The sequence below is a fragment of the Flavobacterium sp. DG1-102-2 genome, assembly GCF_033042555.1.
GTDB lineage: Bacteria > Bacteroidota > Bacteroidia > Flavobacteriales > Flavobacteriaceae > Flavobacterium.
This window is the reverse complement of the sequence record NZ_JAWLIK010000013.1, coordinates 42,677-59,722: the sequence shown is the minus strand read 5'-3', so window position 1 is coordinate 59,722 and position 17,046 is coordinate 42,677. Positions and strand designations below refer to the sequence as shown.

The 17,046-nt window shown below is 40.0% G+C and carries 20 protein-coding genes; 13 read left to right on the top strand and 7 right to left on the bottom strand.

The features are described from left to right. Positions 1-115: 115 nt before the first annotated feature. From R1T16_RS16240 to R1T16_RS16220, 5 genes are all read right to left on the bottom strand, one after another. Complete coding sequence (locus tag R1T16_RS16240) at positions 116-547, bottom strand: DUF2147 domain-containing protein (protein ID WP_317502184.1); 432 nt, start codon at positions 545-547, stop codon at positions 116-118. A 21-nt stretch (positions 548-568) separates the two neighbouring features. After that, positions 569-1,495 carry a YihY/virulence factor BrkB family protein gene (locus tag R1T16_RS16235; RefSeq protein ID WP_317502183.1) on the bottom strand — a complete coding sequence of 309 codons (927 nt, stop codon included), beginning with the start codon at positions 1,493-1,495 and terminating at the stop codon, positions 569-571. After that, complete coding sequence (gene nadC, locus R1T16_RS16230) at positions 1,495-2,352, bottom strand: carboxylating nicotinate-nucleotide diphosphorylase (protein ID WP_317502182.1); 858 nt, start codon at positions 2,350-2,352, stop codon at positions 1,495-1,497. The genes R1T16_RS16235 and nadC overlap by 1 nt, the downstream gene beginning before the upstream one ends. Positions 2,353-2,450: 98 nt before the next feature. Next, positions 2,451-3,053, bottom strand: coding sequence for a hypothetical protein (locus R1T16_RS16225; RefSeq protein ID WP_317502181.1), 603 nt, complete (start codon positions 3,051-3,053; stop codon positions 2,451-2,453). A gap of 3 nt (positions 3,054-3,056) precedes the next feature. After that, positions 3,057-3,647: a hypothetical protein gene (locus R1T16_RS16220; RefSeq protein WP_317502180.1), complete on the bottom strand. Its 591-nt coding sequence runs from the start codon at positions 3,645-3,647 to the stop codon at positions 3,057-3,059. Between the two features lie 326 nt (positions 3,648-3,973). Between R1T16_RS16220 and R1T16_RS16215 the strand changes: the two genes are divergently transcribed. From R1T16_RS16215 to R1T16_RS16200, 4 genes are all read left to right on the top strand, one after another. Beyond that, a complete protein-coding gene (locus tag R1T16_RS16215) occupies positions 3,974-5,482 on the top strand; it encodes a tyrosinase family protein (RefSeq protein ID WP_317502179.1) in 1,509 nt (502 codons plus the stop codon). Positions 5,483-5,549: 67 nt separating this feature from the next. Beyond that, positions 5,550-5,720 carry a hypothetical protein gene (locus R1T16_RS16210; protein ID WP_317502178.1) on the top strand — a complete coding sequence of 57 codons (171 nt, stop codon included), beginning with the start codon at positions 5,550-5,552 and terminating at the stop codon, positions 5,718-5,720. Positions 5,721-5,769: 49 nt separating this feature from the next. Then, complete coding sequence (locus tag R1T16_RS16205; RefSeq protein WP_317502177.1) at positions 5,770-6,192, top strand: hypothetical protein; 423 nt, start codon at positions 5,770-5,772, stop codon at positions 6,190-6,192. Between the two features lie 5 nt (positions 6,193-6,197). Further along, a complete protein-coding gene (locus tag R1T16_RS16200; protein WP_317502176.1) occupies positions 6,198-6,665 on the top strand; it encodes a hypothetical protein in 468 nt (155 codons plus the stop codon). Here the strand turns inward: R1T16_RS16200 and R1T16_RS16195 are convergent. Continuing rightward, positions 6,662-7,570, bottom strand: coding sequence for a metallophosphatase (locus tag R1T16_RS16195; protein WP_317502175.1), 909 nt, complete (start codon positions 7,568-7,570; stop codon positions 6,662-6,664). The two genes, R1T16_RS16200 and R1T16_RS16195, sit on opposite strands and share 4 nt — an antisense overlap. Before the next feature lie 3 nt (positions 7,571-7,573). Further along, positions 7,574-8,356, bottom strand: a complete 783-nt coding sequence (locus R1T16_RS16190; RefSeq protein WP_317502174.1) for a 5'-nucleotidase — start codon at positions 8,354-8,356, stop codon at positions 7,574-7,576. 50 nt (positions 8,357-8,406) lie between these two features. Here R1T16_RS16190 and R1T16_RS16185 point away from each other — a divergent pair, with 50 nt between their 5' ends. From R1T16_RS16185 to fabV, 9 genes are all read left to right on the top strand, one after another. After that, positions 8,407-8,925 (top strand): DUF6913 domain-containing protein, encoded by a 519-nt coding sequence (locus R1T16_RS16185; RefSeq protein ID WP_317502173.1) that lies wholly within the window; start codon positions 8,407-8,409, stop codon positions 8,923-8,925. Position 8,926: 1 nt separating this feature from the next. Continuing rightward, complete coding sequence (dapA, locus tag R1T16_RS16180) at positions 8,927-9,805, top strand: 4-hydroxy-tetrahydrodipicolinate synthase (RefSeq protein WP_317502172.1); 879 nt, start codon at positions 8,927-8,929, stop codon at positions 9,803-9,805. Positions 9,806-9,835: 30 nt separating this feature from the next. Continuing rightward, the gene (locus R1T16_RS16175) at positions 9,836-10,348 is read left to right on the top strand and encodes a ferritin (RefSeq protein ID WP_317502171.1); all 513 of its coding nucleotides are present in this window, start codon (positions 9,836-9,838) and stop codon (positions 10,346-10,348) included. 148 nt (positions 10,349-10,496) lie between these two features. After that, positions 10,497-11,303 carry an outer membrane protein assembly factor BamD gene (locus tag R1T16_RS16170; RefSeq protein ID WP_317502170.1) on the top strand — a complete coding sequence of 269 codons (807 nt, stop codon included), beginning with the start codon at positions 10,497-10,499 and terminating at the stop codon, positions 11,301-11,303. Between the two features lie 7 nt (positions 11,304-11,310). Then, positions 11,311-11,628, top strand: a complete 318-nt coding sequence (locus R1T16_RS16165; protein WP_317502169.1) for a DNA-directed RNA polymerase subunit omega — start codon at positions 11,311-11,313, stop codon at positions 11,626-11,628. 8 nt (positions 11,629-11,636) lie between these two features. After that, the gene (gene coaBC, locus R1T16_RS16160) at positions 11,637-12,848 is read left to right on the top strand and encodes a bifunctional phosphopantothenoylcysteine decarboxylase/phosphopantothenate--cysteine ligase CoaBC (protein WP_317502168.1); all 1,212 of its coding nucleotides are present in this window, start codon (positions 11,637-11,639) and stop codon (positions 12,846-12,848) included. Further along, positions 12,841-13,728 (top strand): DUF4835 family protein, encoded by an 888-nt coding sequence (locus R1T16_RS16155; protein ID WP_317502167.1) that lies wholly within the window; start codon positions 12,841-12,843, stop codon positions 13,726-13,728. The genes coaBC and R1T16_RS16155 overlap by 8 nt, the downstream gene beginning before the upstream one ends. Positions 13,729-13,888: 160 nt before the next feature. Further along, positions 13,889-15,541 carry a DNA repair protein RecN gene (gene recN / locus R1T16_RS16150; protein WP_317502166.1) on the top strand — a complete coding sequence of 551 codons (1,653 nt, stop codon included), beginning with the start codon at positions 13,889-13,891 and terminating at the stop codon, positions 15,539-15,541. 61 nt (positions 15,542-15,602) lie between these two features. After that, positions 15,603-16,793, top strand: coding sequence for an enoyl-ACP reductase FabV (gene fabV / locus R1T16_RS16145; RefSeq protein WP_317502165.1), 1,191 nt, complete (start codon positions 15,603-15,605; stop codon positions 16,791-16,793). Positions 16,794-17,046 lie beyond the last annotated feature (253 nt).

Here is a 17,046-nt window from a genome sequence, read left to right as displayed (position 1 = left end):
AGGCAAAAAAAACACCTCCGTTAGGAAGTGTTTGTATACTTAAAATGAAATTCTTCTATTTCGCTGCTACGCTCAAAATGACACTGTTGTCAACTGAAAACTGCAACTGTCTACTTTATTTCACCCTGTGCCATGTCTGGCTTCTGCCAAGCATAGAGATGCCTACATAACCCCTTACGCTAAGTTTGTCAGCGCCGTCAAGTTTAAGGGTACAGCTGTAAAGTTTACCTTTATTTGGATCAAGGATATCGCCATCGGTCCATTCGTTGCCGTCTTTTTTCAGGCCTTTTATAATTACAAGTCCGTTGATAGGTTTATCCTTATCGGCGCCTTTGCATTTGGTGCATTTAGAATCTTTTTTTGCAGGGTTAAGTATCTCGACCACCTTGCCGTACAGTTTACCGTTTTGTTCGTAAACTTCAACAACAGATTTTGCCTGGCCGGTTTCGTCGTCAATGGTTTTCCATTTGCCTGTTACGCTCTGCGCAGATGCAGAAAAGATGCCCGCCACGGCTACTAGTAAAAATGTGAAAATTGCTTTTTTCATAAGTAATGCTATTTGGTTTTGTTAAATATATAAATTTTTTCTTTTTAATTTATGAATCAGCGCATTTAATTCGAACCCAAGGAGCAAAATAAAGCAGTTGATCCATATATATAGCATTAATACAAGTAGCGTGCCAATAGATCCGTAAAGCTGGTTGTACTTGGCAAATCGCAATACATAAATACCAAATCCATAAGATGTTAAGCCAAATAAAACAGTACTTAAAACCGAACCGTAGCTAAAGAATGCCGATGTTCTTGTTTCTTTCGCGGCAAACTTGAACATTAGTGAAGTAATAATAAGAACCATGGCGATAAGTACAGCGTAGCGCCCGAGCTTAAGGAGCCAAACGTCATCGTTCAGAAAACCGCGGGTGGTTAGGGTATGCATGATAACCTCAAGCGTTACGATAGTTGCTACAGTCACGATAAGCACCAGTGTAAATATCAGTGAAAGCCCTATGGCAAGGGCATATTGTCTAAAATAAGTGCGTTTTATGGTAATGTGTAGGCTGTTCTGGAAACCGCTCAGCAGGGCATTGATGCCGTTGCTCATAAGGAGAACGGCTAAAAGGATACCGACGGAAAGCAGTCCGCCCTGGCTGTTGTTCAGGATGTCCTTCAATATGCCTTCAATAGCACCAAAAGTATTCGGAGGAACGTTGTCTGACACGAATTCCATAAAATCGTCCTGAAACCCCTCTAACGGGATATACGGAATTAGGTTGAGCAGGAAAAGCGCAAACGGAAAAAGTGACATAAAGAAACTGAAGGCAATGGCCCCGGCACGGTACGACAGATCGCCTTTTACGATGCCTGTAATGTAAAGTTCCATTAGGTGGTACAGCGTTAAGCCGTCACCATAGGGCAGCTTAATGCTTTTGCCAAACCGAACGAGGTACTTGAGTACGGGGATGCGTTCCAGTTTATGTTCCAGTTCTGCCGACATTAAATTGCTTTTAGGCTAAGGTCCATATTGTAGATAGAATGCGTAAGCGCGCCCGACGAAATATAGTCAACACCGCATTCGGCATAATGGCGCATGGTGTCTTCGTTGATACCACCCGACGATTCGGTCTGGCAGTAGTTGCCTATGAGGGCAACAGCTTCGCGGGTCTGCGCATAATCAAAATTATCAAGCAGTATACGGTGGATGCCCGGATTTGAAATGATCTCACGGACTTCCTCAATATCGCGTGCCTCAACAATTATCTTAAGGTCAAGGTTGTTGGCTTTAAGGTATTCCTGCGTTTTTTGTATGGCAGGGGTGATGCCGCCGGCAAAGTCAATATGGTTATCTTTAAGCATGATCATGTCATACAGGGCAAAACGGTGGTTCTCGCCGCCGCCTATCTTTACAGCCCATTTTTCAATGGCACGTATGCCCGGCGTGGTCTTGCGGGTGTCAAGCACTTTAGTGCCTGTGCGTTCCAAAAGTTTTACATAGCTGGCGGTCTTGGTGGCAATAGCACTCATGCGCTGCATAGCGTTAAGTACCAGGCGTTCGGATTTAAGGATACTCTGCGAACTTCCCGAAACGTGAAAAGCCACGTCGCCGTATTTTACGGGAGTACCGTCGTGTATAAAAACTTCTATTTCTAATTGCGGGTCTACATAAGTGAAAACCTGCTGTGCAAAAGCCACGCCTGCAAGTATGCCGTTGTCTTTAACAAGCAGTTTTGCCTTTCCGGCAGCCGAAGCAGGAATACAGGCAAGCGAGCTGTAATCGCCGGGGCCTACATCTTCGCGGATGGCATTTTCTATAATAAGCTGGAGTTCGTGCTGAAATTGGGTTTCAGATATCATTGTAATTATTTAGTAAGGCTAAAATAAGGTTTTTTTAATAAACCAGGAGTAAGAAGATCTTCTTAAAACATAAAGGCAGCAATTAGCTGCCCTTATGTTTATTGTAAACCTATTGCTTTCTTTTGTTCATCGTTGAGTTCCCAAGTATCTTGAATATCAAGATTTAGAAGTATGACTTTAACTTTAACCTTGTTGTTGTTTTTCAATGATTTATACCATCTAAAAGAAGTTGCATTTACATCATCATAAGAGTTTAGGCATTTGCAATAAAAGATAATTACATAAGCATCAAAAGGTTCGCCAAAGACAGGTTCTGTAGTAAATGGGAATGCCATATATTTACTTACCCAGTCATTAATGTTTTCATCTTTATTAACCTTATAAGTATCTATTTTGTCCATGTCTTTGATGGTTTGAGAACATTTTTCTCCCACAAAGTCTTTTGCAATCCTATATCCTTCACGATTAAAAAAAATAGCACTTGGCACCTGTATGAAATTATTATTATTAAAATAGGCCCATGAACCGATATAATCAAGGGTAGCAAGGTCTTTTATATTTATTTCGACATCATTCTCTTCTAAAAATTTAGTAAGAGTTGTGTTGTTTTCCCATTCAAAATGTGCTGCAGGTTTTTTTTTGTTTTGAGCCCCCGCAGTGAAAGGTATAATAAAAACTAAAGTGAACAAAAGTTTCTTCATAAGTTATTCTAAAGTCCCTGTTAAAGTAATGCCATAACGACCAGTTTCTGGGTTTAACGTTATTGGAAAAGAGCCAGTATCAGAGGTGAAATTTTTAATGTCTTTTTGATCCCAAATTGATGTGTCAAAAATAAACGGTTCCTCTAATATTATATTGTTTCCACCAAACATCATTTTTGCATAAGTTAAATTTGGCCTTGAGTCTTCTAATCCGTCATCAAAAAACTCTATTCTTAAATAACTTGCAACGCCTGTTGAATAAGTTCTATTAGACGGGCCCGGACGAGGTATAGGAAATGGACCATTTGTTGGTCCTGGAGGAGCTGGAGTGATAACATTTACTTGTTTTATGGGTGCTAATTGAGGTATGTTAACGGAAACACCACCGACGGTAACTTTAGCATCTTTCACTCTACAAAAACCAATTCCATCACAGCCCAAAGAATTTCTGCCAATAGTTATTCCGAAAAGAATACCTCCTGATTTAGGAGGATCAATTTTTGTGTTGAAGCGATCTCTGGTTTCGATAGTATCTTCTTCAGAACATGAAACAAGAGTAATTGTTGAAATAGTCAGAATTAATAGTCCTGACATTAGGAATCTTTTCATAAAATTTAATAATAAATTGATTAATTTGTTTACCGTCGACTGTAAATCAATGCAAGTATAATTTATTTTAGTAAGATAATTCTTTTGTATGACGACTGAAATTATAATTTCTAATGTTAAAGTTGATTTTTAAATGGTTAAACACTTTTTTATTTGTTTTTTAAATACTAACCGTAATTGTTTTTTATCATAGAATGCGCCAGCGAATGAATTAATTAGCGCTGTAATAAACTAAAAAAATCAGGTAAAAATACTCTTACACAGGTTGTTTGGCTGTTCTAATTTTGCAGGACAACCAATAAACCGTATTTATGAAAAAAATTACCTGTTTACTATTGCTGGCCCTTACAGTGCTGGCTTCGTGTAAAAAAGAAGCCTCGACCGAAGAGGATGCGCCAGTTACAGGCACATCGGCTAACCAGCGTTATGTTAGGAAAAATGCTCATTCTCCTGAAGCTCAAAAAGACCTTGAGGCATTGGCAAAAGCCATTGCGATCATGAAGAAAAAGGGCTGCGACGACCCTACAAGCTGGTACTACCAGGGTGCTATCCACTGGGTGCCTGATACTATTGTGGGTGCCAACAAGCTGTGCCCTGATTACCAAACCTACAAAGACCTTAAAGATGCATGGGACAACTGTACGCATACCGATGCAGGTACAGAGCAGATCCACTTTTTGGTATGGCACAGGATGTTTATCTACCATTTTGAAAAGATCATCCGTAAAGTTTCAGGCAAAGCCGATTTTGCGCTTCCGTACTGGGGTTACACCAATACCACAGATGAGGCGACAAACCGAACGCTTCCTGCCATATTCAGTGATAAATCGTCAAGCCTGTACCAGTCTGCACGCCTTGACAGCCTGCTGAACGGCCAGCCGATAAGCGGTAAAACCGTGAGGAGGATAAGCCTTACCAAGCTTAACGAATACAATACTTATGCGCTGTACAACGAAAATATTGATGCTGCCCCTCATGGTGCCATGCACAATTACATAGGGTATGGCAATGATACCTTAGGCAAGGCAAAATACAACGAGATATGGCAGAAAAAGACCGACGGCATGATGGCTGAGGTTGCTACAGCCGGTTTCGACCCTATTTTCTGGCTGCACCATTCTAACATCGACAGGATATGGCAGCAGTGGACCAATTCGGCTAACGGTAAGCAGGTGCTGCTTGCAGAACTGCAAAAAGTGCCGTGGAAATACCAGTTCTTTGATGAGAACGGTAAAAAAGTTACTTACACCATGGAGCAGGTTGTGGATATGCTGTACACCATGGATTATGATTTTGACGATACTAAAGTGGAACCTAAGCCGGTTGAGAAATCTCCGCTTGTTTTCAGCGTAAAAAACTTCAGCAAGGGCGATACCCTTTCTATTTCGTCTAAAAGGGTAGCGCTGAATAAAGATATCAAAGTGTCGCTTCCTAATGCTAAAGGCAAAAACGTAGTGCTGATGTCGGAAAAGAACAAAAAAGGGGAGATGCTTATTCTTACTGTAACAGTATCGTTTGCTAAAGTGCCTAAAGGTGACTTTGAGGTGTACCTTAACCTGCCAACCAACGTTAAGGCTACCCCGGAAAACGATCATTTTGCCGGTTTCATGACCTTCTTTGGTGCCGACCATAAGCACAACCATACCTCTTCTGTTAAAGCACATGCAAGGAAAACCAAAACGTTTACCTTCGATATTACCGATGAGGCTGTAGATACCCAGGCTATGGCAAAACAGGCGTTTGATGTTTCAATACTTGGCTTTAACGGCAATAAGGCCGATGATATCCAGATAGAGAAAATATCAGTGCTTAAACAATAGTTTTTTTTGTTAATTAATGCAATGCATCCTGTTTGTACGCAGACAGGATGTATTTATTTTCCATAATATGAAAGTTAGTTGTACATTTTTATTGCTTTTCATTATCTCCTGCGGACAGCGCAGCGAGGAAGCCCAGGTTACATCTTCGGTAGATTGTATTATCCCGCTGGTCGTGCCTCAAACCCATTTTGCCCACGAGGATTCCATCACTGTTACCCCTATACAGCAGTTGAGGTAGTTGGGTATTTGAGGTAATTTGCTATTTTAGCGTCACCAATCATTACCACATGGAAGACCTGCTCGATGAGGACGAATTTATTACTAAGGAATATTTCAATCCCTGGAAATATTTCAGGAAATGCTACCTGATAGCCGTCGGGAGTCTGATAGCGTTGATTGCTTTACTCGGGATTATGAGCGTTGTTTTTCATGTCAAGTCAATGTATATTGGTTTCATGGTGTTTATAATTCCGCTATTAATTGTCATTTACATGATTTTTGGGCAAAAGAAACTTCTTACGGCATCGTTTGGCACTGTTGCTTTGGGTTTGTTTTTTCTGTTATGTGTCTTTTATGTCCCGGTTTCGCTAATTATAATTTCTGAAGGAGGTTATAGCGAAGCATTAGCTGTACTCGCCGTTTTTGCGGTAGTGCCGCTGGCTGTAATTATGCCCATATTCAATTGGAGACAAAAACGCCTTTTTAAATAACTGTTATGGAAGACCTGATTAACGAAGAAGAGTTTATAAAACCAAAACACAGCCTGCAGGAATTATTCAGGAGATTTTATGTGTTTTCCGTTATACTCGCCATTGTGCTGCAGCTTAGCGTGTCTTTTTTATTGGCAGATGTTGATTACATGCTGTTGATACCTATATACATCCTGTTGCCCGTAGTAACAGCGGTATGGATGTTTACATCCGAAAGCAGGAGCTTTCTGCTGGAAAGAAAAGATAAAATTGTCGCCATACTGTATCTTATGGTTTGCTATCTGGTACCCAATTTTGCAATCAACGTAATTAAGATTCTGGTAAGTAGTAAACAATCTATGATTTTTGTTGGGCTATGGACGCAATTTATTGCAACAGTATTCTTTTTTTTCCTGCAAACAGGTATGTGCCTGCTTGTAATACTGGTTGTTTCGCGTTTAGTGAAAAAGAAAATGCGTCAGCCGCTGAATTAAACCGCTATAGTCCTTCCTTTAGACGACATTTTGCCTTCTTCAAAATAAAAATCGATCTGGCCAAGGTTAAGTCCGTAACAGCCTACCTGGTTTACGAGCACTTCTTTACCATCTGCATTTTTTTCGATGTACGGTTTGGTAAGAAAGGTATGGGTGTGGCCGCCAATAATAAGGTCTATATCTTTAGTGTTTCGGGCAAGGGTAAGGTCGGATATTTTAGACGATTCGTCTTTATACATAAACCCGAGATGTGAAAGGCATATAACAAGGTCGCACTTTTCGGTATGGCGTAATATGCGTGCCATATCCTGGGCTACACCTAACGGGTCGTTATATACTGTTTCTTTGTAGTTTTTCTTTTCCACAAGCCCTGAAAGCTCAATCCCCAATCCGAAAACGCCAATCTTAATACCATCTTTTATAAAGATCTTGTATGGCTTTATTATTCCGTCCAGTATTGTGTTCTTAAAATCGTAATTAGCAGACACAAAATCGAACTTGGCGTGTGGCAATTGCTTGTGGAATCCTTCAAGGCCGTTGTCAAAATCATGATTGCCCATAGTGCAGAGATCATACTGCATCATGCTCATGAGCTTAAATTCAAGTTCGCCGCCATAATAGTTAAAATAGGGCGTTCCCTGGAATACATCGCCTGCATCTAAGAGTAATGTATTGGGGTTTTCCTGTCGTATCTGCTGTATGGCCGTTGCTCTTCTTGCCGCACCGCCCATGTTTGGATATTTAGGGTCGTCTACAGGAAAAGGGTCAATATGGCTGTGCACATCGTTTGTGTGCAGTATGGTTATCTTCTTTATGTTAGGTGCACTAAAGCTGTTTAGCGAAAGTCCTCCCAGTACCAGTGCAGAACCCGCTGCGGTTTTCTGTATAAAATCCCTTCTTTTCATGCGTTATTCTGTTATAATATGCTGGGTGGTTATTATTGGCAATGTGTCTGTTTCCTTAAAATAATCAAGATACAGGTCACGAAGCTTATAGTCAGGGTCAAACACGCCTTCGTTTGTGGCAAAGAATGCCATGTTATCGCCACCGCCTATCAGGTAATCTATAGAGGCAACATAATAAACGGTGTTGTTGTCAAGAAGTTTTCCTTGTACTGTAATGTTTTTTACCATACCATTGGCATCAAGCGTAATGGTTATACCTGCCAGAGGATGTGCCCTCTTCTCGCGCGCAATATAGGCTGCCATTTCGCGTACCTGTGTGCCTTTAAGGGCTACGATCTTAACGCTGTTTTCAAAAGGCATGATCTCAAAAGCTGTACGGGTTGTAACCTGACCTTTGGGGATAATGGATCGTATGCCGCCGTGATTAAGCATGCAGAGGTCTATATGCCTGTTTTCTTTCGCAAAGAATAATTTGTCAGCTTTTGCAAAAGTGGCTTCGGCAAGCAGGTTGCCCATTGGGTTGCTCCATTTGCCTTTACTTTTGTCGAATGTTTCGGGAGCGTAGGCTAAAACGCTGTCAAGGTCTTTGTCTAACTGTATCCTGTAAGGTGCTATAAAATTTTCTATGGATGCCGTTTCAGGAAGCGATGCTGTTATGGGCGTTTTTCTGGCCTCAATTTTGGTGTTATGAAGCCCTGTTGTGGCGCAGGCAGCGAAAAAAGGAAGTAGTGTTAAAAATAAAACAAACCGTGTTGCGTATGTGTTATACTTTTTGAAGATTCTCATTGCAATGACCTATATTTGAATTATTTTTGTAATCGACAAGTAAAAGTACTATGTTTTTGAAGTTTATTAAAGATTTTGGCCTTAAAAAAATAATTAAGAAAAGTTTACCGGGATATAAACCGGCAACTTCTCCCGACGCTATAAATACCATTGGTATCCTTATTGATGAGAGCTATTTTGCTGACAAAGAGGGGTTGATAACCGAGTTGATCGGTATGGGGTTCAAGAGGAGTAATATCGAAACATTAAGTTTTAAGGAAAAAATAAAACCTAAAGAAATAGTAGACTGCTGTCACTATACCCGAAAAGACATATCTGTAGGCGGTACATTTGCTAAAGAAGACGTTGCTGCTTTTATCAATAAACCCTTTGATATGCTTATTAGCTACTATGATATAGAGAAAGCACCGCTTTTACTGGCAACATTAAAGTCTAAGGCAAAGTTTAAGGTTGGTTTTTCCAGCATTGATAATCGCCTTAACAGCTTTATGATAAGCAGCCAGGCAGAAAAGTATACTGAATTCATTTCAGAATTATTCAAGTATTTAAAAATCCTAAATAAAATTTAACATGCAGTCATTAAAAGGTACGGGCGTTGCGCTCATTACTCCCTTTAAAAAAGACTTTTCAGTAGACGTTGAGGCACTGGAAAGAATAGTCGGTTATCAGATAGCTGGTGGCATTGAATATCTTGTAGTATTAGGTACTACAGCAGAAGCAGCTACCCTGACTAAAGATGAAAAGGAACTTGTTATAAAGACCGTGTTAAAGGCAAACGCAGGCAAACTGCCTGTAGTGCTTGGGGTGGGAGGCAATAATACCGCTGAGGTTGTGGAAGAGCTTAAAACAAGAGATCTTTCTGCATTTGCAGCGATACTTTCTGTATCTCCTTATTATAATAAACCTACGCAGGAAGGAATCTACCAGCACTTTAAAGCTGTGGCAGATGCTTCACCTATACCTGTAATATTATATAATGTACCGGGCCGTACAGCAAGCAATATGCTTCCGGCAACGGTTATCCGCCTGGCAAACGATTTTGCTAACGTTGTGGCAATTAAAGAAGCTGCGGGCGATATCGTACAGGCAATGAAACTTATTCAGTGTGCTCCGGAAGGTTTCCTGGTAATATCGGGAGATGATATGGTTACGCTTCCTATGGTTCTTGCCGGTGGGGCAGGAGTGATCTCTGTTATCGGCGAAGGCTTTCCAAGGGAGTTTTCAGATATGGTTCGCCTTGGTCTTGAGAAAAAAGTTGATGATGCGTATAAACTGCATTACCTTTTAGCCGATTCTATCGACATGATATTCGAACAGGGTAACCCTGCGGGAATAAAATCGGTTTTCAAACACTTAGGGCTTTGCGAGGATGTGGTGAGGCTTCCGCTTGTTCCTGTTAACGAAGATTTAGCAGGCAGGCTGGGTGACTTTGTAAAAAAAATCCGTTAATTTGTATAGATAACTTTAAAACAGTACACCATGCTATCGGATAAAATGCAACAAGCGCTTAATGACCAGATAAGGATGGAAGCAGAGTCTTCCCAAATTTACCTTGCTATGGCGTCATGGGCAGAAATTAAAGGGTTTGAAGGTATATCGGCATTCATGTTCAAGCAGTCTGACGAAGAAAGACAGCACATGCTGAAGCTTTTGAAATATGTAAACCAGCGCGGTGGCGAGGCAGTAGTTTCGGCATTGGATGAACCAAGGCTGGATTACTCATCGTTCAGGACACTTTTCCGCCAGTTATATGAACACGAAGTAAAAGTATCAGCAAGCATCAACGAACTTGTAGATATTGCACTTACAGGAAAAGATTATGCAACACATAATTTCCTTCAGTGGTATGTTTCTGAGCAGATAGAGGAAGAAGCTACAGCTAAAGTGATCCTTGATAAAATAGATCTTATAGGAGATGATAAAGGCGGTCTTTATATGTTTGACAACGATATGAAGAATTTTACCGCAAACGGACATAATATCGTGCAATAAAAAGCGCATAATTAAGTTTTAGGAAGATGCCTGTTGAAGGCATCTTTTTTTATATCCGGCGGCCTTAAAAAAAGATTTTGTATTCTCTAATTATTAACTAAATTTGCAGTTGCTAAAATAGCGGCTGTATACAGCCTAAAATACAAATATGACAAGATACTTTTATATACTTTTTTTTGCATTAGCACTTACATCGTGCAGCGAATACCAGAAAGCGCTTAAAAATGACGATATTGCTAAGAAATATGAGGTTGCCGAGAAACTGTATGAAAAAGAAAAATATACAAAAGCCATAAGGCTTTTTGAACAGATTTCTCCTTCTTATAAAGGTAAGCCGCAGGCTCAGAAAATGTTTTACATGTATTCTACCGCGCTTTATAAAACAAAGCAATATTATACTGCAGGTTACCAGTTTGATAGTTTTACCGCTATTTATCCTAAGAGTGACAAGGCAGAAGAAGCAGCATTCCTGGCTTGTAAAAGTTATTATATGTTGTCGCCAAGGTATTCACTTGATCAGGTAGACACTTATAAGGCTCTCGATAAACTACAGCTGTTTATAGATAACTACCCTAACTCGCAGTACATGGCAGAAGCAAATAGCCTTGTGAAAGAACTAAGGGAAAAACTGGAGCTTAAAGCTTACGAGATCGCTAAACAATACAATACAATATCAGAATACACAGGCGACCACAACGCAGCAATAAAGGCACTTGATAATTTTATTTTGGATTATCCGGGTACAAAGTACAAAGAAGACGCTTTATATTATAAATTTGACTCTTCTTACCAGCTGGCTATAAACAGTGTACAGAATAAGATGCAGGACCGTCTTGAAACGGCGAAATCAAATTATAACGCACTTATAAAGTTTAGCCCTGAAACAAAATACAAAGCGCAGGCAGATAAGATGCTTGCAAACATAGACACTGAATTACAAAAATTTTCTAAATAAACGAGTCATGGATTTAAAGAAAACAACAGCTCCCGTAAACACTATTACTTACAATAAGAATGTAATAGAAGAGCCTACAGGTAACGTGTATGAAGCAATTACCATTATAGCAAGGAGAGCTAACCAGATCAATACCGAAATAAAAAAGGAACTGATCGAGAAGCTTGAGGAGTTTGCTACTTACAACGACAGCCTGGAGGAAATTTTTGAAAACAAAGAACAGATCGAAGTTTCTAAATTCTACGAAAAACTGCCTAAGCCTCACGCATTAGCGGTGCAGGAATGGTTAGATGAGAAGATATCTTACAGAAGAGAAAACAAATAATTACAGGGATGTCTGTTTTAAGCGGGAAGAAAATTTTACTCGGCATTTCCGGGGGGATAGCCGCCTATAAAACAGCCTCGCTGGTAAGGCTTTTTATGAAAGCAGGCGCTCATGTACAGGTTATAATGACGCCTGCTTCTAAAGACTTTGTAACGCCGCTTACATTGTCTACACTATCAAAAAACCCGGTTCATTCTTCCTTTTTTAACGAAGAAGATGAAAATGCGGTATGGAATAACCATGTTGACCTGGCACTCTGGGCCGACCTCTTTTTAATTGCCCCCGCTACGGCCAATACACTTTCTAAAATGGTGTCGGGCAATTCAGATAATCTACTGCTTGCTACTTATCTATCGGCGAAATGCCCTGTTTATTTTGCTCCGGCAATGGATCTGGATATGTATAAGCATCCCTCTACACTCTCAAGTTTTAAAACGCTGCACTCTCACGGTAACATCATGATACCTGCCGAAAGCGGAGAACTTGCCAGCGGACTTTCAGGTGAAGGCAGGATGGCTGAGCCTGAAAACATAATTGCCTTTTTAGAAGCCGATCTTGAAGCTAAATTACCCCTTCGCGGAAAAAAAATACTAATTACTGCCGGTCCCACATACGAACCACTGGACCCTGTGCGTTTTATAGGAAATCATTCTACCGGAAAAATGGGATTTGACATCGCAAAGGCTGCTGCCGATGCCGGCGCTGAGGTAGTGCTCGTTGCCGGGCCTACACATTTAAAGCTTGAGCATTCGCTGGTTACTGTAGTTCATGTGAATTCTTCAGAGGAAATGTATAAAGCCTGCCATGCATATTTTGATGGAGTTGATACTGCAATAGCCGCTGCCGCTGTTGCAGATTATAAGCCGAAATTTGTGGCAGAACAAAAGATAAAGAAAAGTGACAGCGAATTTTTGCTTGAGCTTGAAAAAACAAAAGATATACTGTTTTCGCTGGGCCAGATCAAGAAAAATCAGTTCCTGATTGGTTTTGCACTGGAAACGGAAAATGAAATTGAGAATGCAAAGCTGAAGATCAGGAAAAAAAACTTAGATTTGATAGTTTTAAATTCGCTAAATGATGAAGGGGCAGGTTTTGGTACGCCTACCAATAAAGTTACATTTATTGATAAGGACTTTAACCTTGAGCCTTTAGATCTTAAATCTAAAGAAGAAGTAGCGGAAGATATTATAAATAAGATAAAATCGCATTACAATGTATAAATGGTTAGGAGTAGTTTTGTTACTGTTCACTGTTTCTGTAAAAGGGCAGGAGCTTAACTGTACGGTAAAGGTAAGTTTTGATCGTATTACAGATGCAAACCCGCAGGTCTTTAAAACGCTAGAGCGTTCACTTAACGATTTTGTAAACAACACCCGCTGGACATCAAGAGACTTTGATCGCAGCGAGCGTATAGAATGCTCTATGATCATCAATGTATCAGGGTATGATTCCAATGCATTTACCGCCGCGCTACAGATACAGTCTTCGAGGCCGATTTTTAATTCTACCTATTCTTCGCCGATATTTAACTTTAATGACAAAGACTGTAATTTTAGGTATAACGAGGGAGAAAGTTTGTATTATAACCCAAACAGCTTTGACTCAAACCTTGTAGCTATGGTTGCCTACTATGCAAACATAATCATAGGCCTGGATGCTGATTCTTATGAAAAAAACAGTGGGACCCCTTATTATCAGGTAGCGCAAAATATTGCAAGCCTTGGTGCAGGGCAGAGTTATAAAGGGTGGAGCCAGCAGGAAGGCGGTAACCAAAACAGGTATTTCCTTATCGCCGATCTTTTATCCAGTACTTTTGCTCCTTTTAGGGATGCCTTATATGATTATCATTTAGGTGCTATGGATACTATGGCAGATGACCAGAAAGGTGGTAAAGAGAAAGTGATTGCTGCAATAAAAACCTTGTCTAAGGTGCAGAGCGTGCGTCCTAACGCATTACTTACAAGGGTGTTTTTTGATGCGAAGTCAGAGGAGATTGTTGCTGTTTTTTCGGGAGGGCCTAACATGAACGTAAGCGACTTGGTGGAAACATTAGGCAGGTTGTCCCCACTTAACGGAGCTAAATGGAATAAGATAAAATAGAAATTTACACAAAACATTATATAGTACCGGCGGCATTTATTGCTGCCGGTTTTTTATTTTAAGCGATTATATAAAAACTCAAATAGGGGTTATAAATTTGTTATAAGCATTTTTATTTGCTGCTAAATACTATATTTGTATTGTATTATGTAATTAACATATGCTGCAAACACTACACATAAAAAACTTTGCTCTTATTGAGCATCTGCATATCGATTTTTCTGACAGGCTTTCTACCATAACGGGCGAAACAGGCGCCGGTAAATCTATATTATTAGGTGCGCTGGGACTAGTGCAGGGTAACCGCGCCGACCTTTCCTCTCTTAAGGATAAGGAGCAAAAGTGTATTGTGGAGGCCCACTTTAACATTACAGATTACCACCTTCGGGATTTTTTCAAACAAAACGACCTTGATTACGAAGACGTAACCATCATAAGGAGGGAAATACTTCCTTCGGGTAAATCACGTGCTTTTGTAAACGACAGCCCCGTAAATCTTCAGGAACTTCAGGAGTTAGGTAACTATCTGTTAGATATACATTCGCAACAACAGACACGGGAACTATCAGATGAGCAATACCAGATGCAGATACTTGATGCGGTGGCCGGAAGTGGCGAATTGGTAAGTATCTATAAAAAACAATTCTCAGGTTATAAATCTGTTTTGGCTCAGCTTAAAAAAGCTAAGGAGGAAAAAGAGGCACTTGGTAAAGAACAGGATTATAATGCTTTTTTACTTCAGGAACTGCTTGGTGCAAACCTTAAAGCCGGAGAGCAGGAGGAGATGGAAGCAGAACTGGAAAAGCTTAGCAATGTAGAATTCATAAAAGAGTCGGTAGGGAAGGCATTGGCAATTGCCAATGAAGAACAGATTGGCGTATTCCAAAATTTAAAAGAAATAAAAGTGGCAATGCAAAAGGTAAGTGGTATCTCTGCTGAATATGCTGCATTGTCTGAAAGAATATCAAGCCTTATAATAGAGTTTGATGATATAACAGATGAATTGTCTGAAAACCTTGAAAAGGTTACAGATGATCCTCAAAGACTTGAACTGGTTAACCAGAAATTACAATTGATCTATACGCTCCAAAAGAAACATCAGGTGGCTACAGTGGGTGAACTTTTGGAAATTCAGGAGGCGTTAGACAGCAAGGCGTTAATGGCAGGTACATTAGATGATACTATTGAAAAACTGGAAATTGAAGCTGAAAAGATAAAAGCCGAAATTGACAGCACAGCTTTAGCGATACATGCAAAACGTGAAAAAGCTATTCCTGTATTGAGCGATAAGATCACTGCTATATTAGCGCAGTTAGGCATGCCTAACGCCCGTTTTAATTTTCAATTGAATGTTACCGAAAATTACCATGCGGTAGGTAAGGATGAGATCAACCTGTTGTTCTCAGGTAATAAGGGAACCGACTTTGGCCTGCTTAAAAAAGTAGCTTCGGGCGGGGAGATGTCTCGTATCATGCTTGCTGTAAAAGCTGTGCTGGCCGACTATTCTAAACTGCCTACGATTATATTTGATGAGATAGATACAGGGGTATCGGGTGAAGTGGCTCATAAAATGGGCGATATCATGAAAGTGATGAGCCGCGGCATGCAGGTTATGGCAATAACGCATTTACCACAGATCGCTGCCAAAGGCGACCAGCATTATAAAGTGTTTAAATCTACACAGGGGGAAACTACAGTGTCTGAACTTAAGCTGTTGTCTCACGCCGAAAGGATTAGGGAGATAGCCGAAATGCTGTCAGGCAAGGATATTTCAGACTCTGCACTCACGCACGCCGAGGCACTCCTTAATTAAAAAGATTATATTTGCGTACTTAAAACAAAATACACTTATACAGTAATTCCATTATTTCGTTATGATTATAGAACCAAGAATGAGAGGATTCATTTGCCTGACAGCCCACCCTGATGGCGCAGCGCAAAATGTGAAACAACAAATTGCCTATGTAAAATCTAAAGGTGCCATAAACGGTGCTAAGAAAGTGCTTGTTATAGGTGCTTCTACAGGTTTTGGACTTTCATCAAGAATAACCAGCGCTTTTGGCAGCAATGCATCTACAATAGGTGTTTTCTTTGAAAAACCTCCTGTGGAAGGTAAAACGGCATCTCCTGGCTGGTACAACTCGGCGGCTTTTGAAAAAGAAGCGCACGCAGCAGGCCTTTATGCTAAAAGTGTAAATGGCGATGCATTCTCAAAAGAGGTGAAAAATGAAGTTATAGATCTTATCAAAGCAGATCTTGGAAAAATTGACCTTATTATATACAGCCTTGCATCTCCGGTACGTATGCATCCTGATACAGGTGTATTGCACCGCTCTGTGCTTAAGCCTATAGGGCAGACTTTTTCTAACAAAACAGTAGATTTCCATACAGGTAAAGTATCTGAAGTTTCTATTAATCCTGCTGAGGGTGATGATATTGACAACACGGTTACAGTAATGGGAGGTGAAGACTGGGCGATGTGGATAGACGCACTTAAAGATGCAGGTGTACTTGCAGAAGGTGCCCTAACGGTTGCTTATTCTTATATTGGCCCATCATTAACTGAGGCTGTATACAGAAAAGGTACAATCGGCCGCGCTAAAGACCACCTTGAAGCAACTGCATTTGAAATTACAGATAAACTGAAAGACCTTCATGGTAAGGCTTATGTTTCTGTAAACAAAGCATTAGTTACACAGGCTAGTTCTGCAATTCCGGTTATACCTCTGTATATATCATTGTTATATAAAACAATGAAAGAGATGGGTATACACGAAGGTACTATAGAGCAGATTCAGCGTTTATATGCTGAACGGCTTTATAATGGTCCTGAAGTTCCTGTTGATGATAAAGGCAGGATCAGGATTGATGACTGGGAAATGCGTGATGATGTTCAGGCAAAAGTGGCGGAACTTTGGAAAGAGGCCGATACCGAAAACCTTTCAGACATTGGCGATCTAGCAGGATATAGGAAAGATTTCTATAATCTTTTCGGATTTGATTTCGAAAATGTTGATTACAAGGCAGATGCTAACGAAATGGTTGGCGTAGAAAGTATCAAGTAACGCATCTTATGTCTTAATATTGTGATATTGATAACAAAAAGCCTCCTTGTGAGGCTTTTTTTATACTATATATTCAATATTATTAATAATTACAACATTTTAGTAGTCAGTATTTAACATAAAATATTTATCTATTTATTAAATATTGTTTAAAAAACAACACTTTATTGGTTTTAAACTACTAAAAAATAAAATTACATGCTATTTATGTAAAAATATAACTTTTTATAGGTGTTGTGTTACAGACTTCACT